This is a genomic window from Streptomyces sp. NPDC005438, assembly GCF_040606315.1.
In the GTDB taxonomy this organism is placed as follows: domain Bacteria; phylum Actinomycetota; class Actinomycetes; order Streptomycetales; family Streptomycetaceae; genus Streptomyces.
On sequence record NZ_JBEXEP010000012.1, the window covers coordinates 75,033 to 97,046 of the forward strand.

A 22,014-nucleotide genomic window follows, 5' to 3' on the forward strand; every position below is an offset into this window, starting at 1 on the left:
GGTGCCAAGGGGTGACATCACCGCCCATAAGGCGGCGTCAACTACCGGCCGGGCCAGCCGACCCGTCGCCCTCCTCGACCGGGTTCAGCGTCAGCAGGCCCCGCATTCCCCGGCGGAAGTCCTCGGGACCCAGCCCACCGAACAGGGCCTGCTGGACGAAGTAGCCCTGCACGGTGGCGACCAGGGTGCGGGCCACCTCCTCGGCCGACGCCTCGGGGTCGAGCCAGCCGCGTTCCTGGTAGTCCTCCACCAGGCGTCGCCAACGGCCCAGCAGGTCCTGGTACGCCTCCCGCATCACCTCGGCCAGTTCGGGGTTCCGCAGGGCCTCTCCCCAGACCTGGAGCAGGAGTTGGGGCAGGGTGCGGTCGTCGGCGCCCTCGAAGGTGCCGCGCACCCGCTCCAGTACGCCGACGAAGATCTCGTCGGGCAACGGCAACCGGTCCTCGGCGGTCAGCTCGTTGTAGGCGTCCCGGACCGCGGCGAGGGCCTCCGCCGCGACGGCGGTGACGATCTCGTCCTTGCCCCGGAAGTACCGGTAGACGGCCCCGGCGGACAGGCCCACCTCCCCCAGCACGTCCTGCATGGACGTGGCGTGGAAGCCGTTGCGGGCGAAGCAGCGGCGCGCGCCGTCGAGGATCTGCCGACGTCGCGCGTCAAGGTGTTCCTGGGATACGCGGGCCATGGAAGGGACCGTAAAACGAACGTTCTTTCTTGACAACCGGCGCGTCCCGGCGAGACCGTGAGGACGAAAAACGAACGATCCTTCTCTTTGCGAGATGCGAGGAACCGATGCCCCAGACCACCCCCACCGCCCGGCGCATGGTCGCGGTGATGGTCCTGGTCCCGGTCCTGGTGGGCCTGGCCCTGTGGGCCTTCACCTGGCCGGCCAGCCGGACCGCCCCGCGCGACCTCCCCCTCGGAGTCGCCGGCCCCGCCCAGGCCACCGCACCGCTACAGAAGCAACTGGAGCGCCGCCCCGACGCGTTCGAGATCCACCGGTACGCCGACGAGCGGGCCGCCCGCGAGGCCGTGGAACACCGCGAGGTCTACGGAGCCGTGGTCGCCTCCCCCCAGGGCGTCCGGGTACTGACCGCCTCGGCGGCCAGCCCCGTGGTCGCCCAACTGCTCCAGGACGCGGTCCGGGGCCAGGCCCCGGAGCACCTCCGGGTCACCACCGAGGACGTGGTGCCCACCCCGGACAGCGACCCCCGTGGCGCGGTACTCAGCTCCAGCGCCCTGCCCCTGGCGCTGGCCGGCATGGCCCTGGGGGCGATGGTGACCGTACTGGGGTTCCGTGGCGCACGGGCCCTGGTGGTCCTGGTGGGCGCCGCCTGCCTGACCGGGCTGGTCGGGGTGCTGCTGGCGCACAACTGGCTGGGCGCCCTCAGCGGTGCCTGGTGGGCGGAACTGGGGGTGCTGGCCCTGGCCGCCCTCGCCTCCGGCAGCGTCGTGGCCGGACTGGGCGCCCTGCTGGGCCAACCGGGCCTGGGCGTGGGCGCCTTGCTGGTCGTCCTGTTGGGCAACCCCTTCTCCGGGTTGACCTCCGCCCCGGAGTTGCTGCCCCAACCGGCCGGTTTCCTCGGGCAGTTGCTGCCTCCGGGGGCGGCCGGTTCGGCCCTGCGCTCGGTGGCGTACTTCGACGGCCACGGGGCGGGCGTACCCCTGTTGACGCTGGCCGTGTGGGTGATCCTCGGAACGGTCGCCGTGATGCTGGGGGCACGGCGCGGCACCGCGAGCCGGCAGCCGGAGGGTGATCCGGCGCCCGCCTGAGGGACGTCAACCGTCGCGCCACGGCGGGCCGTTCACCGAGGCGCGGGGGTACGACCGGCTGACCTCGCCCGGGGTCACGGCCACCCCCGGGCGAGGTCAGCGGCCTTGACTCCCGGGTTGCGGGTGGGGTTTCTTCGTGGTCGCGTCTCTGTGACGCCGCTCCGCACCACAAACCCCCCACACATCGGAGCTCATGGTGATACGTAAGACCAGGCGACGCGCTGTCGTCGTCTCCTCCTCCGCCGCGCTGGCCCTCGCCCTGCTGGGCGCCGCGGGCGCCCACGCCAGCGGCACCCCGGCGGCGGCCGAGGCCCCGGACGTACCGGTGGCCAACGTCCAGCAGCACCTCCAGGAACTGGAGAAGATCGCCGAGGCGAACGGCGGCAACCGCGCCCACGGCGAGCCGGGCCACAAGGCCTCCATCGACTACGTCAAGGGCAAGCTGGACGACGCCGGCTTCGAGACCCAGGTCCAGGAGTTCGAGACCGCCGGCGGCACCGGCTACAACCTGATCGCCGACTGGCCCAAGGGTGGCGGCGACGACAGTCCGGTCCTGATGACCGGGGCGCACATCGACTCGGTGGACGACGGCGCCGGCATCAACGACAACGGGACCGGCTCGGCCGGCATCCTGGAGGTCGCCCTCCAGGTGGCGAAGGCCGACCTCCAGCCCAGCAAGCACCTGCGCTTCGCCTGGTGGGGCGCGGAGGAACTCGGACTGGTCGGCTCCCAGAACTACGTGGAGGGCCTCGACCAGGGCGAGCAGGACAAGATCGAGGCGTACCTCAACTTCGACATGATCGGCTCACCCAACCCCGGGTACTTCGTCTACGAGGAGGACGCCGCGATCCAGGAGGTGTTCGCCGACTGGTTCCAGGCCAAGGACATCCCCACCGGCCCCTCCGAGGAGACCAACGGACGCTCCGACCACGCCTCCTTCGAGCAGGCCGGCATCCGGGTGGGCGGACTGTTCACCGGTGCCGGCGCGACCAAGACCCAGGAGCAGGCGGACCAGTGGGGCGGCGAGGCGGGCGAACCCTTCGACCCCTGCTACCACTCCTCGTGTGACGACACCGGCAACGTGGACGAGAAGGCCCTGGACCTGAACTCCGACGCCATCGCCCACGCGATCTGGCAGCTCAGCTCCTGACCGGGTCCGCGCCCCCGGGCGCGTGACCTCAACTCTCCCGGCCCGGCCGCCTGTTGGAGGCGGCCGGGCCGCTGTCGTGCCGGGCCACGATGCCGAAGTCGCCCTGCCGGGGGGCGCCGCTCCCCATCGAGGAACGGGCGGAGGAGACGGTGCTGATGACCTCCTCCTCGCCGGCGTCCTCCCGCTGGTCGAGTTGGTCGAGGCGTTCCAGGTCAGCGGCCGACACCAGGGCCACCAGGGGCTTCCCGTGCCGGGTGATGACCACCCGTTCCCCGCCGTAGACCGCGCGGTTGATCAGTTCGGCGAGTTCGGCACGTGCCTGGGTCACCGGAATCTCATAGGCCATACCCCCAGCATAACGTCACGTACATCCTGTACATTTTTTACAGACACCGGCCCCGCTGGAAGGAACGGCCATGCGCGCACCCTCCGGGCACCACGTGCTGCCCGAATTCACCGAACGCCGCGACGGCGGCACCCGCACCCTCGACCCGTACTCCAAGCTGCTGGAGGAACGGATCGTCCTGCTCGGCACGCCCCTGGACGACTTCACCGCCACCACCATCACCGCCCAGCTGATGCACCTGGAGCACGCGGACCCCGACCGGGACATCTCCCTGTACGTCAACTCCTCCGGCGGCTCGTTCACCGCGATGACCGCCGTCTACGACACGATGCGCTTCGTCACCTGCGACGTGGAGACCGTCTGCCTGGGCGAGGCCGGCCCCCTGGCGGCCGTACTGCTGGGGGCCGGCGCCCCCGGCAAGCGGCTCGCCCTGCCGCACTGCCGGGTACGGCTGTCCCAGCCCTCCCTGGCGGAGCCGGTGGAGGGGCAGCCGGCCGACCTGGCCATCCAGGCCGCCGAACTCCAGCGCACCCGCGCGACGTTGGAGCGGATGCTCGCCGAACACAGCGGTCACCCCGAGGAACGGGTACACGAGGACATCGAGCGGGACCGCGTCCTCGACGCGGAGCAGGCGAAGGCCTACGGACTGGTGGACCGACTGGTCACCCGCCGCCCCGGCGGCCCGGGAGCGAGGTGACCGCGATGCTTCCGCCCGAACTGCCGCCACTGCCGGCACTGACCCAGGCCGAGGGGCGACTGGTCGACTCCTACCTGGAGGTCGTGGACCTGCTGGGCCGGGTCAACCCGGCACGCGGGGTGCACACCTACGGCGGACTGCGGGCCGCCCAGGCGCTCCCCTCCCGCGCCCAATCCCTGTGCGCGGCGCTGGCCTTGATGCACGAGCGCGGCGAACGGGAGCTTCACACCGCCACCCTGACACGCGCCCTGCGGACGCTGGACGGGGAGCGCCGGGCGGCCCGGGTGGGCCTCCCCGCCCTCGCCGGAGAGTGAGCCTCGCGGCCCGCGACGCCAACTCCCCCACCAGCGGGGCCGGTTGGACCTGACGCACCGGCAACAACGCCGTCCCGGGTGGCCGCGCACCCGGGACACGGGCCATCTGTGGCTCACCCATACGGACTTGGGGTCCCGCCGATGAGGTGGCCCGCACCGCCTTGCACGGGGCGGGCCCCTCGGACGCGCCATCGCCGCTGGTGAGAGGTGACACACCGCGCGTTTCGCGTCACGTTCCGCGTCCGACCGGCCACCCGAATAGGGCAGCCGGCTCGCGGACTTTACGTGTTCCCCGCCGGGAACTCCCGAACAAATAGCGCAGTATGCCCGCTATGAGCGAATACACCACCTCAGCTTCCGCGCTGCTGTCACGTGTGAGCGCCGTCGCGACCCTCACCGTCGCCGCCGTCGCCGGACCGACGTTGGTCGGCGTCGCCCCGGCGGAGGCCGCCCCCTCCCATACCGAGGCGGTGCGCGTCGCCGCCTCCAAGAAGGGCTCCCCCTACCAGTGGGGCGGCAACGGACCGTCCCGCTTCGACTGCTCGGGGCTGGTGCGCTACGCCTTCAAGCGCCTGGGCAAGAGCCTGCCGCGCACCGCGGCCGACCAGTACCGCAACTCCACCAAGGTCCCGGCCAGTTCACGCCGGCTGGGCGACCTGGTGTTCTTCCCCCGCAACGGCACCATCTCCCATGTGGGCATCTACGCCGGCAAGGGCCGGATCTGGCACGCCCCCAAACCCGGGGCGGTGGTACGCCTGGAGAAGATCTGGACCAAGAGCGTGCGGTACGGCCGGGTCCGCTGACCCGGCCGTGGCTCACCGCACCAGCCGGGTGGCGAAGCCGACGTCCTTCTTCGCCCGTTCCCTGGGGACGTCGTGGTCCTCGGGGCCGAGCGAACAACCGCCCTTACCGGTCAGGCCGTCCCTGGTGCCGGTGAGCAGCCGCAGGCGGCCGACCTGGTCCTCCTTGGGGGCCAGGACGGCCAGGTCAGCCTTACGGTCGCCGTTGTCGTCCAGCAGGCGCACCGCGTCGCCGAACCCGTCCTGTCCGGGCTTCTCCGGCCGGTCCACGGTGGTCTGGTCGACGCGTTGGGTCTTCTCGCCGGTCAGGCCGTCCTTGCCGCCACGCAGGAGGTAGACGGCACCCGCCGTCTTCCCGTCCTTGACCTCGCCGGTCGCGGTGAGGTTCTCGCCGGAGTCGCCGGTGACCACGTCGGCGTAGCCGTCGCCGTCCACGTCACCGGCGTCCAGGGCGGAGCCGAAGGAGTCGGGCTCCTCCTTCTTCCCCGGCACCCCCTCGGTGCCCCGGTCGATACGGGTGCGGGGCGACTTCTCCGGGCCGTCACCGGAACCGTGGAAGACCTCGACCGGGCCCGGAGTCCCCCCGTCGGGAGGGCTGTTCTCGGGGTGGCGGTGCATGATCAGGTCCGGGTAGCCGTCCTTGTCGACGTCGCCGGTGGTCGCGGTGGAGATACCGGGGAGCCGGTCCTTCTCGGGCTTGCCGAAGCCGTCCTTGCCGCTGGGCAGGTAGCTGGTGGTCACCCCGCCGGTCATGTCGTCCTCGGTGTAGCCGTGGACACTCATCAGCTCGGCGACTCCGTCACCGTCGAGGTCGGCCGCGAGGGTCTGGATCAGGTCGGCGTCCTTCCGCGCCGCCGGAGCCGGTACGTCGTCGGTGCCGGACGGGTCCCCGTCTCGGGTGAACGGGCCCTTCAGCAGGGCCCGTTCACCCGAGACCTTCCAGAGCAGGTCCACGTGCCGGTCGCCGTCGAAGTCCGCGGCGGTCAGCGTGTGGGGGCCGTTGCCGTTCAGGTCGAAGCCACGGGGCACGCCCTGGACGTAGGTGCCGTCCCGCAGCCCGTCCGGGGAACCCCAGACGAACATGACTCCGCCCCGGGCCGTCCGGTTCTTCTTGCGCGAGCTGCTGACGTCGACGGCCAGGTCGGTGTAGCCGTCGCCGTCGAAGTCCCCGGTCACCGGGTTGTCGCCGAAACTGACGCCCCTCTGTTGCTTTCCGGGAACCCCGGGACTGTCCAGGCTGAGCCGTTGTCCTCGGCGCTTGTCGCCGTCACCGCCGTAGGTGACGGCGACGTGGTCGGTGAAGTCGGAGCTGGCGGCGAGGTCCGCGTGCCCGTCCCGGTCGAAGTCGGCCTGCGGCGCGGTACCGGCCGGGCCGGACTGCGGGGTCTTCCCGGCCTTGGGCTCGTCCCCGGAGCCCCCCGGGTTCTGCCAGGCCAGCACCCCCAGGACCACGGTGACCGCGGTCACCGCCGCGAGGGCGGCGTACAGGAGGGGCCGGCGACGTACGGGGTTGTTGTTGCGCTCTGCCACGGATCACTCCACGACGGTCGTGCGTGAGGTGCGGGCACCGGGCCCGGTGCCCGCACACCCTTACCCCCGTGACGACACCCCACGCCCGGCTCGGGGTTGCGGTGGGGGCCGAACTCGTGGGCGGGTGTGGAGGATCCCGAACGGGTCGGCGCCGGACGGGAGTACGTAACCGGGGCGGGGCGGGACGACTGAGCACCGCGCGTCAGGGCACCCGTACCCCATGAGCGACGGGCGCACCGGGGCCCATTCGGCGGCCCGCAACGAGACCCCCCGCCAGCGGGACGACCGCAACTTCGTGGAGCTGCTCCAGGAGCTGCGGGTCGTGCAGACCGGGGTGCAGATCCTCTTCGCGTTCCTGCTGACCATCGTCTTCACCGAGCGCTTCCCGGAGCTGCACGCGTACGAGAAGGGGGTGTACGTCACCACCTTCCTGCTGGCCGTGCTGACGGCGGTGCTGTTCACGGCGCCGGCCGCCCTCCACCGCTGGCTGTTCCGCCGGGACGCCAAGCGCCTGGTGGTGGAGGTCTCCTCGCGGCTGGCCGCCGTCGGACTGGGGGCCCTGTCGCTGACCCTGGCGGGCGCGGTGCTGCTGGTGACCAGCCTGGTGCTGGGTCGGGCCTGGGGGGCGGTGGTGTGCGGGCTGACCGTGGTGGCCTGCGCGGTGACCTGGGCCGGGGTGCCCTGGGCGCTGCGGTACCTGACCGAGCGCCGTCGGACGCCTGCCCCTCCGGGGTCGGAGGACCCGGGCCGTTGACCCCTGCGAGCCGGCCCGGCTGACCGGTCCCGGGTCAGTACTCCCGGGCCGGTCCCCCAACGGGCGGGGCGGTGGCGACCAGTGTGGTGACCGCCTCGTCCACCTCCGCGTCGGTGAGGTCGGCGCGGGCGGTGAGCCGTACCCGGGAGATGCCGTCGGGTACCGAGGGTGGGCGGAAGCAGCCCACCCACAGTCCGCGTTCCCGGCAGTCGGCCGCCCAGCGGACGGCGGCCTCGGGGGTGGGGGCGGGTACCGACACCACGGCGGCGTCCGGCGGGGTGGCCGGCAGCCCGGCCTCGGTCAGCCGTCGGTGGAGGGTGCGGGCGACCTGGCGTACCCGCAGGGCGCGTTCGGGCTCGCCCCGGAGTCGGCGCAGCGCGGCCAGGGCGGCGCCGGTGGCGGCCGGGGCCAGGCCGGTGTCGAAGATGAAGGTGCGGGCGGCGTTACGCAGTTCCCCGATCACCCGGGCCGGGCCGAGGACCGCGCCGCCCTGGCTGCCCAGCGACTTGGAGAGGGTGGCGGTGCTGACGGTGTCCGGGGAGCCGGCGAGCCCCCCGGCGTGCGCCGCGCCGCGCCCGCCCTCGCCCAGGACGCCCAGGCCGTGGGCGTCGTCGACCACCAGGGCGGCGCCCCGGGCGCGGCACTCCTGGCTGAGCCGGTCCAGGGGGGCGAGGTCGCCGTCCACGGAGAACACCGAGTCGGTCACCATCAGGCCGGGCCCCTGGTGGCTGGCGAGTGCCTTGCGTACGGCGGCGGGGTCGCGGTGGGGCACCACGGCGGTACGGGCCCGGGCCAGGCGGCAACCGTCGATGAGGGAGGCGTGGTTGCCCTCGTCGGAGACGATCAGGGACCCGGCGCGGCCCAGGGTGGTGAGCGCGGCGAGGTTGGCGGCGTACCCCGAGGAGAACACCAGCGCCGCCTCGAACCCGGTGAACTCGGCCAGTTCCTCCTCCAGTTGGCCGTGCAGGGCGGTGGTGCCGGTCACCAGCCGGGAGCCGGTGGAGCCGGCGCCCCACCGTCGGGCGGCCTCGGCCGCGGCCTCGGTGACGTCGGGGTGGCGGGTGAGGCCCAGGTAGTCGTTGCTGGCGAGGTCGACCAGGGAGGAGGTGGCGTCGCGGTAGCGCAGGGCGCGGTCGAGTCCGGCCTCGCGACGTCGGCGGGAGGACTCCCGTATCCAGTCGAAGGGGTCCGCCGGCTCCTGGGTCATCTGGCGTCCTCTCACCCTGCTCGTGTGCGTTCGTCTGACACGCTCCCCGACGCTAGCGAGCCTGACGAGTGAAGGGGGTGTGGTGATACCCACAGTTGTTTGCGGGCTCCTTGTGCGATCTCCACTTGGCTCACGGTGCGGTCATGGGCAAGGATCAGCGCCATGGAGCTGCTGAACACGCTGGTGGACAAGGGGCTGCGCGGACAGACGCCCTCCCGCGAGGAGGCGCTGGCCGTACTGCGCTCACCCGACGAGTCGCTGCTGGAGGTGGTGGCGGCGGCCGGCAGGGTACGACGGCGGTGGTTCGGCCGGCGGGTGAAACTCAACTACCTGGTCAACCTCAAGTCCGGGCTGTGCCCCGAGGACTGCTCGTACTGCTCCCAGCGGCTCGGCTCCAAGGCGGAGATCCTCAAGTACACCTGGCTCAAGCCCGAGGAGGCCGCCGAGGCCGCGAGCGCCGGTGTGGCCGGGGGCGCCAAGCGGGTGTGCCTGGTGGCCAGCGGACGCGGACCGACCGACCGTGACGTGGAGCGGGTCTCCAAGACCATCGCCGCCATCAAGGAGAGCAACGGGGACGTCGAGATCTGCGCCTGCCTCGGCCTGCTCAGCGCGGGCCAGGCGGACCGGCTACGGGACGCCGGCGCCGACGCCTACAACCACAACCTCAACACCTCCGAGGCCACCTACGGCGACATCTGCACCACCCACGACTTCTCCGACCGCGTCGACACGGTGCGCCAGGCCCAGGCCGCCGGCCTCTCCCCGTGTTCCGGCCTGATCGCCGGCATGGGGGAGAGCGACGAGGACCTGGTCGATGTCGCCTTCGCCCTGCGGGAGTTGAACCCCGACTCGGTGCCGGTCAACTTCCTCATCCCCTTCGAGGGCACCCCGCTGGCCAAGGAGTGGCACCTCAACCCCCGTCGCGCGCTGCGCGTCCTGGCCATGGTCCGCTTCGTCTGCCCGGACGTGGAGGTACGGCTGGCGGCCGGACGCGAGGTGCACCTGCGTTCGCTCCAGCCCCTGGCGCTGGAGATCGCCAACTCCATCTTCCTGGGCGACTACCTCACCAGTGAGGGCCAGGCCGGCCAGGCCGACCTGGACATGATCGCCGACGCCGGCTTCGAGGTGGAGGGCACCGACACCACCACCCTGCCCGCCCACCGCGCCGAGGCCGCCGAGGGCTGCGGCTCGCACGCGGGCGGCGGTGGCTGTGGCCCCTGCGGCGGCGGGGCGTCCACGCCGGAGGCCCCAGAGCCGGTGCCGGCGACGGTGGGCGCGGCCGGTGAGGACGAGCCGGCCCGTACCGACCTGGTGGCGGTACGGCGGCGGGGCACGGGAACGGATCTGCCGCCCAATGCCTGAACCGCTGGACGTGGAACGGCTGTTGGACTGGGACCGCCGGCACGTGTGGCACCCGTACGGGCCGATGCCGGGACGGTCCCGGCCCCTGGTGGTGGAGTCCGCCTCCGGGGTACGCATCCGGCTGGCCGAACCGGTCGGCGGGCACCGGGAGTTGATCGACGCCACCTCCTCGTGGTGGTCGACCATCCACGGCTACAACCATCCGGTGCTGAACGCCGCCGTGCAGGACCAGTTGGGGCGGATGAGCCACGTGATGTTCGGCGGGCTCACCCACGAACCGGCGGTGCGGCTCGCCCGGCGGCTGGTGGAGATCACCCCCGAGGGGCTGGAGCACGTGTTCCTCGCCGACTCCGGTTCGGTGTCGGTCGAGGTGGCCGTCAAGATGTGCCTGCAGTACTGGCGTTCCCGGGGCCGGCCCGACAAGCGACGGCTGATGACCTGGCGCGGCGGCTACCACGGGGACACCTGGCACCCGATGTCGGTGTGCGACCCGGAAGGGGGGATGCACAACCTCTGGTCCGGGGCGCTGCCCCGGCAGGTGTTCGCCGACGCCCCGCCGGCCGGTTTCGACCGGGAGCCGGAGCCGGAGTACGTCGACCAGCTGCGGCGGCTGATGAGCCGTCACGCCGACGAGCTGGCGGCGGTGATCGTGGAGCCGGTGGTGCAGAACGCCGGCGGGATGCGGTTCCACTCCCCCGGCTACCTCCGGGTGCTACGCCAACTCTGCGACGAGCTGGGGGTGTTGCTGGTCTTCGACGAGATCGCCACCGGCTTCGGGCGTACCGGTACGTTGTTCGCCGCCGACCACGCCCAGGTCACCCCGGACGTGCTCTGCCTGGGCAAGGCGCTCACCGGCGGCTACCTCAGCATGGCCGCCGCCCTGTGCGTGCCCCGGGTCGCCGAGGGCATCTCCGAGGGCGAGGTGCCGGTGCTGGCCCACGGGCCGACCTTCATGGGCAACCCGCTGTCCTCCGCCGTGGCCTGCGCCTCAATCGACCTGCTGCTGGAACAGGACTGGGCCGGGGAGGTACGGCGGATCGAGAGGGTGCTGCGCGAGGGCCTGGCCCCCTGTGCCTCGCTGGACCGGGTGGCCGAGGTGCGGGTACTGGGAGCGATCGGGGTGGTGCGCATGGACCACCCGGTGGACGGGGAGCGGGCCGCCCGCGCGGCGGCCGAACAGGGCGTGTGGCTCCGCGCGTTCCGTGACCTGCTCTACGTGATGCCGCCCTACGTGATCGGGGACGACGACCTGCACCGCACCTGTCAGGCCCTGGCCGCCGCGGCCGAGGTCGCCTGAACCGACCACGAGGAGACAGCGATGACCATCCGGGTGGTGACCGGTACCGGCACCGAGGTCGGCAAGACGGTGGTCACCGCCGCCCTGGCCGCCACCGCCCTGGCCCGGGGACAGCGGGTCGCGGTGCTCAAGGCCGCCCAGACCGGGCTGGCCCCCGGGGAACCGGGGGACGCCGCCGAGGTACGGCGGCTGGCCGGCGAGACGGTCACCTGCGAGGAACTGGCCCGCTACCCCGAGCCCCTGGCCCCCGACACCGCCGCCCGCCGGGCCGGCGCGCCCCCGGTGGGTCCGGCCCAGGTGGCCGAGGCGGCACGGGAGTTGGAGCGCCGACACGACCTGGTACTGATCGAGGGCGCCGGAGGCCTGCTGGTACGCCTGGACGCACGAGGCGGCACCCTGGCCGAGGTGGCGGAGCTGCTGGACGCCCCGGTGGTGGTGGTCGTGGCGGCCGGTCTGGGCACCCTCAACCACACCGCCCTGACCGTGGAGGCGCTGGAGCACCGTCGGCTGCGCTGCGCCGGGCTGGTGGTGGGCAGTTGGCCCTCCGCCCCCGACCTGGCCGCCCGCTGCAACCTGGACGATCTGCCCACGGTCACCGGGCAGCCGGTACGGGGGGTGCTGCCGGCCGGTGCGGCGGCGCTGTCCCCGGAGCGGTTCCGAGGGGACGCCCCCGGGTGGCTCTCCCCCGACTGGGGTGGGACCTGGTCGCCCACCACCCCTGCGCCCACGGCGAGTTGACCCACCCCCGAGGGTGCTGAGGCGGCGTCGCGGGACCGTTGCCCCGACCTCGCCCGACCCCGACCGCACCTGGCCCTGGGCCCTCCGCCGAACCAGTGGGGCGGGGCGGCCGGTGCCTCCGCTGCCGCCCGACCGCGCGCCAGGCCCGCCTACTCCGGCGCGCCGACATCCCCTCGGGGTCACGCGACACGGGCCCCACCCGGGGACCCCTCATGGGCGGGACCGGAGCGGGCCCGCACCACACCGACCTCAGCTCTCATGCTCCGAGGCCCCGGGGCGGCATCCCCCTTGCCGCGCGCCAGGCCCGCGTATTCCGCCGCACCCACGCCCCCTCGGGGTCACGCGGTGCTGGACCCGGCCACGCCCCACGTGGCTCGCGCCCCCGACAGGCCGTCGATGCCCACGTGGCCGCACCACGCCGACCTCAGGCCGAAGCGCCCCGGTGCTCCCCAGGGCGGGACCGGCCAGCGCCTCCCCCACTCCGCCGCGCCCGCCCCTGGGGGCACGCGGTGCGGCGCTGAGGGCGCCCCGGCGAACGAGGAGCCTCGGTCACCCTCCCCAGCCGCGCAGTTCCTCCGCGATCCGGTGGACGTCGGCGTCACCGTTCTTGACCAGCTTGGCCAGGTCGCGGATCTGCTCGGGCGAGGTGGTGACCCTCACGCCGCTGGCCACCAGGTAGCCGTAGGCCACGGCCGAGGCGAACAGGGCGTTGGAGTGCTCCAACGCCGGTACGTGCAGCAGTAGTTGGAGCAGGGCGGCGGCCCGGTCCTGGGGTTCGGGGTAGATGGGGCGCTCCAGCACGGTGGCCTCGTGTCGGGCGACGGCGGCCACCAGGGCGCCGTAGTCGCTGACCCGGGGGTCGTGGGGTGCCTTCTGCTCGGCGAGGATCAACAGCCAGGCGAGGTCGATACGGACGGTGATGACGGTTCTCCGGGGGGTGGGTGGCGGTTGCCGTGGCGGTGGGGCCCGAGAGCCGGTGATCACGACGGCGCGGCCGGGCGGGCCCGTGAAGGGGTTCGGGCGCGAGGCGCCCTCGGCCGGGGACGGCCGTGACGGTGGAGGTGCCGGGGTTCAGCCGTGCGGGGCGCCCTCACGGCTGCCCTGCTCGAACTCCTCGGCGAAGACACTCTCGTACTGCTTCATGAAGTCGGCCGCCGCCTCGACGAAGGTGTGCCCCACCTCGCCGGCGTCCTTGAGCACCAGTTCCTCGATGTACCGGTTCACGCTCACGCCTCTCTGCAGGGCGCGTTCCCGCGCCGCCTCGGCGGTGGTCTCGTCCACCCGGACGTTCAGCTGCGTCTTGGCCACACCTCGACGCTAGCGCTCCGGTGCTAGCGACGGCAAGGGCGGGGGCGTCCGTATCCCGGTCAGCCGGGCCGTGGAGGCCGGCCCCGGTGGTGGCATGGAGCCATGGAGGAGTGGGATCTGGACACCGGCGAACCCCGTGTCACCGCCGCCGACCGGTCGGAGCTGCCCGAGGTGCTGCGGTTCTGGCGGCTCGCGGCCCACGGGGAGAGCATCAGCGACGACCTGGAGAGCCTGGAGCGCCTCTGGTCACGTGACCCCGACGCGCTGCTGTTGGTCCGGCGGCGGGGCGAACTGGTCGGCACGGTGATCGCCGGGTACGACGGCTGGCGCTGCCACCTGTACCGCCTCGCCGTCCACCCGGAGTACCGCCGGCAGGGGCTCGCGCGGCTGCTGTTGCGGGCGGCGGAGTCCCGCTTCGTCACGCTGGGCGGTCGACGCGGGGACGCCATGGTGCTCGCCGACAACCACCAGGCGCGGGCCGCCTGGACCGCCGCCGGCTACGCCCCGCAACCCCAGTGGAACCGTTGGGTGAGATTCCTGGACGAGTGACGGCCGCCCGCGTGTCACCAGGGCCGCTTGCCAGAGTGCCGCTTTTGCTGGTCCTTTACGATGGCTGTCCGCGTTGCGGGGGTCGGCCCCCGGCAACGAGTCGGCCCCCTCCAACGAAAGGTGTGTGAGCGTCCGCCCATGGGCGAGCCTCCTAGTTGTAGCGACAGCGCACTTCCTCACTCTCCGCCCGCCCCCGACGAGGGGGTGAACCGGTGACCGAGGTCCTCCTGCTCCTCGTGGCGCTGCTGCTGTGTCTGGCCTGTGGCCTGTTCGTCGCCGCCGAGTTCTCCCTCACCACCGTCGAACGGGGCGCGCTCGACCAGGCCGTCGAGCGGGGTGAACGCGGGGCGGCCAGCGCCCAGCGCGCCGTACGCTCCCTGACCTTCCAGCTCTCTGGAGCCCAGCTGGGCATCACGGTGACCAACCTGGTCGTCGGTATGCTCGCCGAACCCTCCATCGCCCGGCTGATCGCCGGCCCGTTGGGCGACCTGGGAGTGCCGGGTTCGGCCACCTCCTCGGTGGCCCTGGTGCTGGGGACGGCGCTGTCCACCGTGGTGCTGATGGTGGTCGGTGAGCTGGTGCCGAAGAACTGGGCGATCTCCAGTCCGTTGACCATCTCCAAGGCCGTGGCCGCGCCGCAGCGGGCGTTCAGCGCCGCCTTCAGCCCGCTGATCCGGCACCTGAACAACACCGCCAACCGGCTGGTGCGCCGCTTCGGAATGGAGCCCACCGAGGAGCTGGCCCAGGCCCGTTCCCCCCAGGAGCTGGTGGCCCTGGCACGCCACTCCGCCAAGGAGGGCGCCCTGGAGGCGGACAGCGCGGACCTGTTCGTCCGTACCCTGCACCTGGCGGAGCTGACGGCGGAGAACGTGATGACCCCCCGCGTCCAGGTGACCGCCCTGGAGGTGCAGGCCACCGCCGAGGACGTCGCCAACGCGACGCGGGCCACCGGGCTGTCCCGGTTCCCGGTGTACCGGGGCACCCTGGACACCGTGGTCGGCATCGTGCGGATCAAGGACGTCCTGGCGGTACCGGCCGAACACCGGCTACGACTGCCGATCACCAAGCTGATGAGCGAGCCCCTGCTGGTGCCCGAGTCCCTGACCGTGGACCGGCTCCTGGACCGGATGCCGGGGGGTGAACGCTCCATCGCCGTGGTCATCGACGAGTACGGCGGCACCGCCGGGGTGGTGACCCTGGAGGACATCATCGAGGAGGTCGTGGGCGAGGTACGCGACGAGCACGACCCCCAGGAGATCCCGGACCTGGTCGCCACCGGCACCGACCCCGAGGGACGGGCACGGTACGACGCCGACGGGGCGGCCCGCACCGACCAGTTGGCGAGCATCGGGCTACGGGCCCCCGAGGGCCCGTACGAGACCCTGGCCGGACTGGTGGCGTTCCACCTGGGGCGCATCCCCGTGGTCGGCGACACCGTGGAGTGCGACGGCTGGCGCATCGAGGTCACCGACGCCAGCGGTCACCGCGCGGCCCGGGTGCACCTGGTGGCCCCGCTTCCCGAGGAGCGGGACACCGTCGGCTCCTCCCCGACCGAGGAGGACGGGCGATGACCCTGATGCAGCTGTTGATCGGTCTGCTGACCCTGGTGTTCAACGCCTTCTTCGTGGGCGCCGAGTTCGCCCTGATCTCGGTGCGGCGCAGCCAGATCGAGCCCCACGCCGAGGAGGGCAACCGCCGGGCGCGCAGCGTGCTGTGGGGCCTGGAACACGTGTCGGCGCTGCTCGCGGCGGCCCAGCTGGGCATCACCCTGTGCACCCTGGTGCTGGGTGTGGTGGCCGAGCCGGCGATCGCGCACCTGCTGGAGCCGATCTTCCACACCATGGCGGTGCCGGACGGCCTGACCCATCCGATCGCCTTCGTGATCGCCCTGACGGTGGCGACGTACCTGCACATGCTGCTGGGCGAGATGCTGCCGAAGAACATCGCCCTGGCCGAGCCGGAGCGTACGGCCCTGGCGCTGGGCCCGCCGCTGGTGGCGCTGTCCCGGGCGCTGCGGCCGGTGGTGTTCACCATCAACGCCTTCGCCAACGCCCTGCTGCGGCTGCTGCGGGTGGAGCCGAAGAACGAGGTGGAGGCCACCTTCTCGGATGACGAGCTGTCCCGGCTGGCGACCGAGTCCAGTGAGGCCGGGCTGCTGGACGACCGGGCGACCGAACGGCTTCGGGACGCCCTGGAGTTGGGCCGCCGTCCGGTGGCCGAGGTGGTACGCCCGCCGGAGCGGGTGGTCGCCGCCCCACCGGAGGTGACCCCCGAGGAACTGGAGCGGCTGTCGGCCTCCTCCGGCTTCTCCCGCTTCCCGCTGGTCGACGGCCAGGGGGCCGCGCAGGGCTATCTGCACGTCAAGGACGCCCTGGACGTGATCCCGCGCGACCAGCCGTTCCCGCTGGCGGCGCGACGCCCCATCGCCCGGGTACGGGCGACGACCCCGCTGAGCGACGTGCTGACCGCGATGCGCAGCAGCGGCACCCACCTCGCGGTGGTGACCGGGACCGGGGGGACGGTGGCCGGGCTGGTGACCATGGAGGACGTGCTGCGGGAGCTGGTGGGCAAGCAGCCGACCGCCTGATCCGCCCTGCGGGGGCCGGCGCTCGCCCGAAGGGGCGGCGCCGGCCCCCGCAACCGGTTGCCCGGAGCAACGGGATACCCTGTATGCGCCATGAAGGACACCCGTACCGAACCTCCCGTCATCCGCAGTTTCGTCGCCCTGGGGGACTCCTTCACCGAGGGCATGTCGGACCCGGCCGGCCAGGACTCCTACCGGGGCTGGGCGGACCTGCTGGCCGCCCGGCTCAACTCCCGGTCCCCCGACTTCCGTTACGCCAACCTCGCGGTGCGGGGGAAGCTCATCGGACAGATCGCCGCCGACCAGGTGCCCCCCGCCGCCGCCATGGGCGCGGACCTGGTGACCCTGGTGGGCGGGCTCAACGACGTACTGCGCCCCAACTGCGACCTGGGCCGGGTCACCGCCCGGCTGGAGGAGTGCGTCGAGACCCTCGCCCCTCGCGTCGGGCGGCTGGTGCTGATGCGCAGCCCGGGCCGCCAGGGCCCGGTGCTGCACCGCTACCGACCCCGCATGGAGGCCCTGTTCACCGTCATCGACGAGCTGGCCGAGCGGCACGGGGCCCTGGTGGTGGACCTGTTCTCGGCCAAGGTGCTGCGTGACCCCAGGCTCTGGGCCGAGGACCGACTGCACCTGACCACCGAGGGCCACCGTCGGGTCGCCGAGGCGGTGTGGCAGCGGCTGGGGTACCCGGCCGAGTCGGACTGGCAGGCCCCACTGCCCGCGCCCACCCCGGTGCCCTGGGCCGTACGACGCCGCGCGGACCTGAGGTTCGCCCGGCAGTATCTGGGCCCGTGGATCGGACGGCGGCTGACCGGGCGGTCCTCCGGTGACGGCCGGGCTCCCAAGCGTCCCGAGCTGAGCGCCCTGGTGGCGGAGGAGCCCGGACGCCCCGCGCGGGGTACCCCGTAGAATTCGCTTCCGTGACGGAACAACCCCGCATCCCCAACGTCCTGGCCCAGCGCTACGCCTCCGGTGAACTCACCGCGCTGTGGTCCCCCGCGTACAAGGTCGTGCTGGAGCGCCGGCTGTGGCTGGCCGTGCTCCGCGCCCAACAGGACCTCGGGGTGGAGGTCCCCGAGCAGGCGCTGAAGGACTACGAGCGGGTGGTGGACCAGGTGGACCTGGCCTCCATCGCGGAGCGGGAGCGGGTCACCCGGCACGACGTGAAGGCGCGGATCGAGGAGTTCAACGCGCTCGCCGGGCACGAGCAGGTGCACAAGGGAATGACCTCGCGTGACCTGACCGAGAACGTGGAACAGTTGCAGGTGCGGTTGTCCCTGGAGCTGGCCCGCGACCGTACGGTGGCGGTGCTGGCCCGGCTGGGCCAACTGGCCGCGCGTTACCAGACCCTGGTGGTGGCCGGCCGTTCGCACAACGTCGCCGCCCAGGCCACCACCCTGGGCAAGCGGTTCGCCACCGCCGCCGACGAGCTGCTGGTCGCCTACGAGCGGGTGCGGGAGCTGTTGGAGCGCTACCCCCTGCGCGGGGTCAAGGGCCCGGTGGGCACCTCGCAGGACATGCTCGACCTGCTGGACCAGGACCCGGCCAAGCTGGCGGACCTGGAGCAGCGGATCGCCCACCACCTGGGCTTCGGCCACACCCTGACCTCGGTCGGGCAGGTCTACCCCCGTTCCCTGGACTACGAGGTGGTGACCGCGCTGGTCCAACTGGCCGCCGCGCCCGCCTCGTTGGCCAAGACCATCCGGCTGATGGCCGGGCAGGAGCTGGTGACCGAGGGCTTCCGGGAGGGACAGGTCGGCTCCTCCGCCATGCCGCACAAGATGAACACCCGCAGCTGTGAGCGGGTGAACGGGCTGGCGGTGATCCTGCGCGGGTACGCCTCCATGACCTCGGAGCTGGCCGGCGACCAGTGGAACGAGGGCGACGTCTCCTGCTCGGTGGTCCGCAGGGTGGCCCTGCCCGACGCCTTCTTCGCCTTCGACGGGCTGGTCGAGACGCTGCTGACGGTGCTGGACGAGTTCGGTGCCTTCCCAGCCGTGGTGGAGCGGGAGTTGGACCGCTACCTGCCGTTCCTGGCCACCACCAGGGTGCTGATGGCCTCGGTGCGTGCCAGCGTCGGACGGGAGCGGGCCCACGAGGTGATCAAGGAGCACGCGGTGGGCGCGGCGCTGGAGCTGCGCGAGGGCGCGGCGGACAACAGCCTGCTGGAGCGGCTGGCGGCCGACCCCCGCATCCCCCTGGGCCAGGGGGAGTTGGAGGCCCTGATGGCGGACCGGCTGGCGTTCACCGGGGCGGCCTCGGCCCAGGTCGAGACCGTGCTGCACCGGATCGACGAGGTGACCAGGCGCCACCCGCGTGCGGCCTCGTACACCCCCGGGGCGATCCTCTGAGACGCGAGGACCTGGAGGCGGCCCGGGACCGTACCGTGCCGGACGTGGTGGGCGACCACCTGGACGTGCTGTTCTGCGGCATCAACCCCTCGCTGATGTCGGCGGCCACCGGCCACCACTTCGCCCACCCCGGGAACCGCTTCTGGCCGGTGCTGCACGCCAGCGGCTTCACCCCGCGCCGGCTGGACCCGGCCGAGCAGGACCAACTGCCCCGCTACGGGCTGGGCATCACCAACGTCGTGGCCCGGGCGACGGCCCGGGCCAGCGAACTGGACCGCGAGGAGTTCCGGGAGGGCGCGGGCAGACTCACCGCCCGGGTGGAGCGGCTGCGGCCCCGGATACTCGCGGTGGTGGGCATCACCGCCTACCGCGCCGCCTTCGACGAGCGCTCCGCCGGGGTCGGCCCGCAGCCCCGCCAGGTGGGGCCCTCCCGGGTGTGGGTACTGCCCAACCCCAGCGGGCTCAACGCCCACTGGACGGTGGAGTCCATGGCCCGGGCCTACGCCCGGCTGCGGGCCGACGCGAGGCGGGACTGACCGCACCCGGGGGTACGAGGCGGGGCGCCCCCTCGAAGGGCGACACCGGGAACGCTACGATCCGCCCACCGGAGGCAGGGTCTGGAGGCACAGCGTGCGCAAGGTCATCAGCGGGGACCCCTCACTCCTGCGGCGCATCAACACGGCGGCGGTGCTGACCGTGCTGCGCGAGCAGGAACCCGCTCTCGCTTTGTCGCTCACCGAGCTGACGCGTACCACCGGGCTGTCCCGGCCCACGGTCGAGGGCGTGGTGGAGAACCTGCTGGAGTCGGGGCTCGTCGCCGAGGCCCTGGAGGAGGGCGGCGACGGACGGCGGGGCCGGCCCGCCCGGCACTTCCGCTTCCGGGCCGAGGCCGGACACCTGCTGGGAATCGAGATCGGTGTCCGCAGGCTGACCGTGCTGCTCGCCGACCTCAACGGGGAACTGGTGGGCAGCTACACCCGGCAGTTGGAGGCCGAGACCGAGGCCCAGCAGCGGATGGACCGGGTACTGGCGGTGGTCGACGAACTGCTGGCCACCTGCGAGGTGGACCGCAAGGGCGTACGCGCGGTGGGCGTGGGCACGCCGGGGATCGTGCGCCAGGACGGCACCATCCGGCTGGGCACCGCCCTTCCCGGCTGGACCGGCTACCCCCTGGGCGAGCGGCTGAGCGCCAGCTTCGACTGCGCGGTACGGGTGGAGAACGACGCCAACTCCGCCGTACTGGGCGAGCACTGGCAGGGCGCCGCTGTCGGGGTCGACGACGCGGTGTTCGTCATGGCCGGCCTCAGCCCCGGCGCGGGCGCCCTGATAGGGGGGCGGCTCCACCGGGGGCACACCGGCTCGGCCGGCGAGATCGGCTCCCTGCACCTGCGCGGCCAGGAGCTGACGCCCGAGCGGCTGCTGTCCCCGGACGGCGAACCGCTCCAACCCCTGGACGAGGACGCGGTGGGCGAGATGCTGCTCCGGGCACAGCGGGGTGACGCCCAGGCCACCCTGGCGCGAGAGCGTCTGCTGAGTCGGCTGGTGCACGACGTGGTGGCCCTGGTGGTGGCCCTGGACCCGCAGACGGTGATCGTCGGGGGCTGGGCGGAGGGGCTGGAGGACCTGTTGGACCCCCTGTACGAGGGCCTGCGCCGCTATCTGCTCACCCCGCCCCAGGTGGTGTTGTCGGCTCTGGGTGAGTCGGCGGTGGCCACCGGGGCACTGCGCGGTGCCCTGGACTGTCTGGAAGAGGAGTTGCTGTCCCTGTCCGACGGGTGAGGCCCCTCGGCGGCCGTGACCACCCGTGCCTCCACGTCCAGGGTCCGCGCCGGCCGCCATGGGTACTCTGCCGGGGCGCCGCTCCGCGAGGGGCCGTCGTGAGTGGGGTACCCGGCGTCCGGGTCCGAAGGTTCCACCGTGGTCGGCCGCCGATGCCCGGGCTGTGCTGGAGGGCTGGGTGCGTCGCCGTGCGAGAGCGCAGTCATCGGCTCGGCGCTCGCGGATCGTGCTGGCGCGTGCCGAGGGGCACTCGGTCAGGGAGGCGTCCGGGCGGCTTGGTGTCACCGCGCGGACCCGGTCAGCGGCGTCGTGGGTCCGGGTCTACCTCTCGTAGCGTCGACTACCCCACATCGCGGCGACCACCACTGGAACGCCCAACAACGCGAAACCCAGGAAGATGTTCTGGAATCTGGACACCGCCAACAGCCGGCCGCCGACGAGGGTGCCCACCGAGTTGCCCAGGAACAGCACGGTGGCGAACAGCGACACGGTGACGGCACGGGCGTGCGGCACCACGTCAGTGGCCCAGGTCTGAAGACTTGAGTGCATGAACGCCCAGCCGCAGCCCAGCCCCGCGCAGCCGATCAGCATGGCCACCAGCCCCGGACCCACCGGAAAGGCGCACAGCGACAGCGCGGCGGTCAGCCCGCCGGCCGCGATCAGCCTGCTGCGCGGTACCCAGACGGACAGCCGCTTGACCAGCGGTGCCGCCACCAGCGCCCCCACCCCGTAGAGCGCCACCACCGCCCCCGCCGCGGTGGCGCTCATGCCCTCGCTCTCCTGAAGCGCGGCGGGCACGAAGTTCAGCACCGCGAGCATGACGAACCCCTCGCCCAGGGCGAGGGACAGCACGAGCAGGGCCCAGCGGCTGCGTACGACCGCCGCCAGGGGCGCCCGGACACCGGGAGTGGCACGCGCGGCCGGTTCGGGCAGCCCGTGCAGCGCCACGGCCAGGGCCGCCGCGGCGATCCCCACGGCGAGGAAAGGGAGCCGCCAGGACGCCACGTCCACCAGCACACCGGCCCCGACGGTGGCCGCCGCCGCGCCCACGGCGGTGCCGCGCATGAGGTCAGTCATGGGGCCCTGCCGTTCGCGCAGGGGAACGGTGTCACCGATGTACACCAGCGCACCCGGGATCACCGCCGCGAACGTCGCGCCGGCCACCGCACGGGCGGCGATCAGCGCCGACAACGAACCGCTGGCCGCCCCCAGCACACTGGCCACGGCCGCGACGAACAGCGCCAGCCGCATCATGCGCACCCGTCCGAGCCGGTCCGACAGCAGGCCCCAGACCAGTTGCATCGCCCCGTAGCCGACCAGGTGGACGGTGGCCGCCGTGGTGACGTCGGCCACCGACAGGCCGAACTCGTCGGCGATGACCACCAGGAGGGGGGCGATCATCACACGGTCGAACGAGCTGGTGAAGGAGGCGAGTTGGAGTACGCGCAGTCCCGGGTGACGGCCCATCTGTCGCCGCG

General features: G+C 72.9%; 23 protein-coding genes. 16 read left to right on the forward strand and 7 right to left on the reverse strand.

From position 1 onward, the window contains the following. Positions 1–37: 37 nt before the first annotated feature. Positions 38–682, reverse strand: a complete 645-nt coding sequence (locus tag ABZT14_RS22470) for a TetR/AcrR family transcriptional regulator (protein ID WP_356305578.1) — start codon at positions 680–682, stop codon at positions 38–40. Between the two features lie 107 nt (positions 683–789). Here ABZT14_RS22470 and ABZT14_RS22475 point away from each other — a divergent pair, with 107 nt between their 5' ends. After that, positions 790–1,770, forward strand: coding sequence for an ABC transporter permease (locus ABZT14_RS22475; RefSeq protein WP_356305580.1), 981 nt, complete (start codon positions 790–792; stop codon positions 1,768–1,770). Between the two features lie 193 nt (positions 1,771–1,963). After that, positions 1,964–2,920: a M28 family metallopeptidase gene (locus tag ABZT14_RS22480; RefSeq protein WP_356305582.1), complete on the forward strand. Its 957-nt coding sequence runs from the start codon at positions 1,964–1,966 to the stop codon at positions 2,918–2,920. Positions 2,921–2,948: 28 nt separating this feature from the next. On the opposite strand, the gene ABZT14_RS22485 is transcribed toward ABZT14_RS22480, so the two are convergent. Continuing rightward, entirely contained in the window at positions 2,949–3,266 is a 318-nt protein-coding gene (locus ABZT14_RS22485; protein WP_356305584.1) for a type II toxin-antitoxin system Phd/YefM family antitoxin, read from the reverse strand. A gap of 70 nt (positions 3,267–3,336) precedes the next feature. Here ABZT14_RS22485 and ABZT14_RS22490 point away from each other — a divergent pair, with 70 nt between their 5' ends. From ABZT14_RS22490 to ABZT14_RS22500, 3 genes are all read left to right on the forward strand, one after another. Further along, positions 3,337–3,963 carry an ATP-dependent Clp protease proteolytic subunit gene (locus ABZT14_RS22490; RefSeq protein WP_356305586.1) on the forward strand — a complete coding sequence of 209 codons (627 nt, stop codon included), beginning with the start codon at positions 3,337–3,339 and terminating at the stop codon, positions 3,961–3,963. A gap of 5 nt (positions 3,964–3,968) precedes the next feature. Then, on the forward strand, positions 3,969–4,277 hold the full coding sequence (locus ABZT14_RS22495; protein WP_356305588.1) for a hypothetical protein: 309 nt from the start codon (positions 3,969–3,971) through the stop codon (positions 4,275–4,277). Positions 4,278–4,609: 332 nt separating this feature from the next. Beyond that, positions 4,610–5,080, forward strand: a complete 471-nt coding sequence (locus ABZT14_RS22500) for a C40 family peptidase (RefSeq protein WP_356305590.1) — start codon at positions 4,610–4,612, stop codon at positions 5,078–5,080. A 12-nt stretch (positions 5,081–5,092) separates the two neighbouring features. Here ABZT14_RS22500 and ABZT14_RS22505 read toward each other — a convergent pair whose 3' ends face one another. After that, the gene (locus tag ABZT14_RS22505; RefSeq protein WP_356305592.1) at positions 5,093–6,607 is read right to left on the reverse strand and encodes an FG-GAP and VCBS repeat-containing protein; all 1,515 of its coding nucleotides are present in this window, start codon (positions 6,605–6,607) and stop codon (positions 5,093–5,095) included. Positions 6,608–6,827: 220 nt separating this feature from the next. On the opposite strand from ABZT14_RS22505, the gene ABZT14_RS22510 reads away from it, so the two are divergent. After that, on the forward strand, positions 6,828–7,361 hold the full coding sequence (locus ABZT14_RS22510; protein WP_356305594.1) for a DUF6328 family protein: 534 nt from the start codon (positions 6,828–6,830) through the stop codon (positions 7,359–7,361). A gap of 34 nt (positions 7,362–7,395) precedes the next feature. On the opposite strand, the gene ABZT14_RS22515 is transcribed toward ABZT14_RS22510, so the two are convergent. Further along, the gene (locus ABZT14_RS22515) at positions 7,396–8,568 is read right to left on the reverse strand and encodes an 8-amino-7-oxononanoate synthase (RefSeq protein WP_356305596.1); all 1,173 of its coding nucleotides are present in this window, start codon (positions 8,566–8,568) and stop codon (positions 7,396–7,398) included. A 162-nt stretch (positions 8,569–8,730) separates the two neighbouring features. On the opposite strand from ABZT14_RS22515, the gene bioB reads away from it, so the two are divergent. From bioB to bioD, 3 genes are read left to right on the forward strand one after another with little or no spacing between them, the layout of a single operon-like run. Then, positions 8,731–9,930 (forward strand): biotin synthase BioB, encoded by a 1,200-nt coding sequence (bioB, locus tag ABZT14_RS22520; protein WP_356305598.1) that lies wholly within the window; start codon positions 8,731–8,733, stop codon positions 9,928–9,930. Further along, on the forward strand, positions 9,923–11,227 hold the full coding sequence (locus ABZT14_RS22525; protein WP_356305600.1) for an adenosylmethionine--8-amino-7-oxononanoate transaminase: 1,305 nt from the start codon (positions 9,923–9,925) through the stop codon (positions 11,225–11,227). The genes bioB and ABZT14_RS22525 overlap by 8 nt, the downstream gene beginning before the upstream one ends. A 21-nt stretch (positions 11,228–11,248) precedes the next feature. Continuing rightward, complete coding sequence (gene bioD, locus ABZT14_RS22530; protein ID WP_356305602.1) at positions 11,249–11,965, forward strand: dethiobiotin synthase; 717 nt, start codon at positions 11,249–11,251, stop codon at positions 11,963–11,965. Between the two features lie 549 nt (positions 11,966–12,514). Here the strand turns inward: bioD and ABZT14_RS22535 are convergent. Both ABZT14_RS22535 and ABZT14_RS22540 read right to left on the reverse strand, forming a co-directional pair. Further along, positions 12,515–12,886: a fic family toxin-antitoxin system, toxin component gene (locus ABZT14_RS22535; RefSeq protein WP_356305778.1), complete on the reverse strand. Its 372-nt coding sequence runs from the start codon at positions 12,884–12,886 to the stop codon at positions 12,515–12,517. Positions 12,887–13,036: 150 nt separating this feature from the next. Beyond that, positions 13,037–13,273 carry an antitoxin gene (locus ABZT14_RS22540; protein ID WP_356305604.1) on the reverse strand — a complete coding sequence of 79 codons (237 nt, stop codon included), beginning with the start codon at positions 13,271–13,273 and terminating at the stop codon, positions 13,037–13,039. Between the two features lie 102 nt (positions 13,274–13,375). On the opposite strand from ABZT14_RS22540, the gene ABZT14_RS22545 reads away from it, so the two are divergent. The 7 genes from ABZT14_RS22545 to ABZT14_RS22575 all read left to right on the forward strand — a co-directional run bounded on the left by ABZT14_RS22545 (position 13,376) and on the right by ABZT14_RS22575 (position 20,536). Then, on the forward strand, positions 13,376–13,822 hold the full coding sequence (locus ABZT14_RS22545) for a GNAT family N-acetyltransferase (RefSeq protein ID WP_356305605.1): 447 nt from the start codon (positions 13,376–13,378) through the stop codon (positions 13,820–13,822). A gap of 212 nt (positions 13,823–14,034) precedes the next feature. After that, positions 14,035–15,393 carry a hemolysin family protein gene (locus tag ABZT14_RS22550; RefSeq protein WP_356305607.1) on the forward strand — a complete coding sequence of 453 codons (1,359 nt, stop codon included), beginning with the start codon at positions 14,035–14,037 and terminating at the stop codon, positions 15,391–15,393. After that, positions 15,390–16,409, forward strand: coding sequence for a hemolysin family protein (locus tag ABZT14_RS22555; protein ID WP_356305609.1), 1,020 nt, complete (start codon positions 15,390–15,392; stop codon positions 16,407–16,409). The genes ABZT14_RS22550 and ABZT14_RS22555 overlap by 4 nt, the downstream gene beginning before the upstream one ends. Before the next feature lie 90 nt (positions 16,410–16,499). Further along, positions 16,500–17,315 carry an SGNH/GDSL hydrolase family protein gene (locus ABZT14_RS22560; RefSeq protein ID WP_356305611.1) on the forward strand — a complete coding sequence of 272 codons (816 nt, stop codon included), beginning with the start codon at positions 16,500–16,502 and terminating at the stop codon, positions 17,313–17,315. Positions 17,316–17,326: 11 nt separating this feature from the next. Then, entirely contained in the window at positions 17,327–18,757 is a 1,431-nt protein-coding gene (gene purB / locus ABZT14_RS22565; RefSeq protein ID WP_356305613.1) for an adenylosuccinate lyase, read from the forward strand. After that, the gene (gene mug / locus ABZT14_RS22570; protein ID WP_356305780.1) at positions 18,754–19,293 is read left to right on the forward strand and encodes a G/U mismatch-specific DNA glycosylase; all 540 of its coding nucleotides are present in this window, start codon (positions 18,754–18,756) and stop codon (positions 19,291–19,293) included. Before purB ends, mug begins: the two co-directional genes overlap by 4 nt. Before the next feature lie 94 nt (positions 19,294–19,387). After that, entirely contained in the window at positions 19,388–20,536 is a 1,149-nt protein-coding gene (locus tag ABZT14_RS22575; protein WP_356305615.1) for an ROK family protein, read from the forward strand. Between the two features lie 321 nt (positions 20,537–20,857). On the opposite strand, the gene ABZT14_RS22580 is transcribed toward ABZT14_RS22575, so the two are convergent. Continuing rightward, the gene (locus ABZT14_RS22580; RefSeq protein WP_356305617.1) at positions 20,858–22,003 is read right to left on the reverse strand and encodes an MFS transporter; all 1,146 of its coding nucleotides are present in this window, start codon (positions 22,001–22,003) and stop codon (positions 20,858–20,860) included. Positions 22,004–22,014 lie beyond the last annotated feature (11 nt).

What these genes read in the sequence shown, in the direction of transcription:
- ABZT14_RS22475 (WP_356305580.1), top strand. Translation starts at nt 790, where the DNA reads ATGCCCCAGACCACCCCCACCGCCCGGCGCATGGTCGCGGTGATGGTC.
- ABZT14_RS22510 (WP_356305594.1), top strand. Translation starts at nt 6,828, where the DNA reads ATGAGCGACGGGCGCACCGGGGCCCATTCGGCGGCCCGCAACGAGACC.
- ABZT14_RS22525 (WP_356305600.1), top strand. Translation starts at nt 9,923, where the DNA reads ATGCCTGAACCGCTGGACGTGGAACGGCTGTTGGACTGGGACCGCCGG.
- ABZT14_RS22560 (WP_356305611.1), top strand. Translation starts at nt 16,500, where the DNA reads ATGAAGGACACCCGTACCGAACCTCCCGTCATCCGCAGTTTCGTCGCC.
- ABZT14_RS22485 (WP_356305584.1), bottom strand. Translation starts at nt 3,266, where the DNA reads ATGGCCTATGAGATTCCGGTGACCCAGGCACGTGCCGAACTCGCCGAA.
- ABZT14_RS22490 (WP_356305586.1), top strand. Translation starts at nt 3,337, where the DNA reads ATGCGCGCACCCTCCGGGCACCACGTGCTGCCCGAATTCACCGAACGC.
- bioB (WP_356305598.1), top strand. Translation starts at nt 8,731, where the DNA reads ATGGAGCTGCTGAACACGCTGGTGGACAAGGGGCTGCGCGGACAGACG.
- ABZT14_RS22470 (WP_356305578.1), bottom strand. Translation starts at nt 682, where the DNA reads ATGGCCCGCGTATCCCAGGAACACCTTGACGCGCGACGTCGGCAGATC.
- ABZT14_RS22555 (WP_356305609.1), top strand. Translation starts at nt 15,390, where the DNA reads ATGACCCTGATGCAGCTGTTGATCGGTCTGCTGACCCTGGTGTTCAAC.
- bioD (WP_356305602.1), top strand. Translation starts at nt 11,249, where the DNA reads ATGACCATCCGGGTGGTGACCGGTACCGGCACCGAGGTCGGCAAGACG.
- ABZT14_RS22580 (WP_356305617.1), bottom strand. Translation starts at nt 22,003, where the DNA reads ATGGGCCGTCACCCGGGACTGCGCGTACTCCAACTCGCCTCCTTCACC.
- ABZT14_RS22480 (WP_356305582.1), top strand. Translation starts at nt 1,964, where the DNA reads ATGGTGATACGTAAGACCAGGCGACGCGCTGTCGTCGTCTCCTCCTCC.
- ABZT14_RS22545 (WP_356305605.1), top strand. Translation starts at nt 13,376, where the DNA reads ATGGAGGAGTGGGATCTGGACACCGGCGAACCCCGTGTCACCGCCGCC.
- ABZT14_RS22500 (WP_356305590.1), top strand. Translation starts at nt 4,610, where the DNA reads ATGAGCGAATACACCACCTCAGCTTCCGCGCTGCTGTCACGTGTGAGC.
- ABZT14_RS22495 (WP_356305588.1), top strand. Translation starts at nt 3,969, where the DNA reads ATGCTTCCGCCCGAACTGCCGCCACTGCCGGCACTGACCCAGGCCGAG.
- ABZT14_RS22515 (WP_356305596.1), bottom strand. Translation starts at nt 8,568, where the DNA reads ATGACCCAGGAGCCGGCGGACCCCTTCGACTGGATACGGGAGTCCTCC.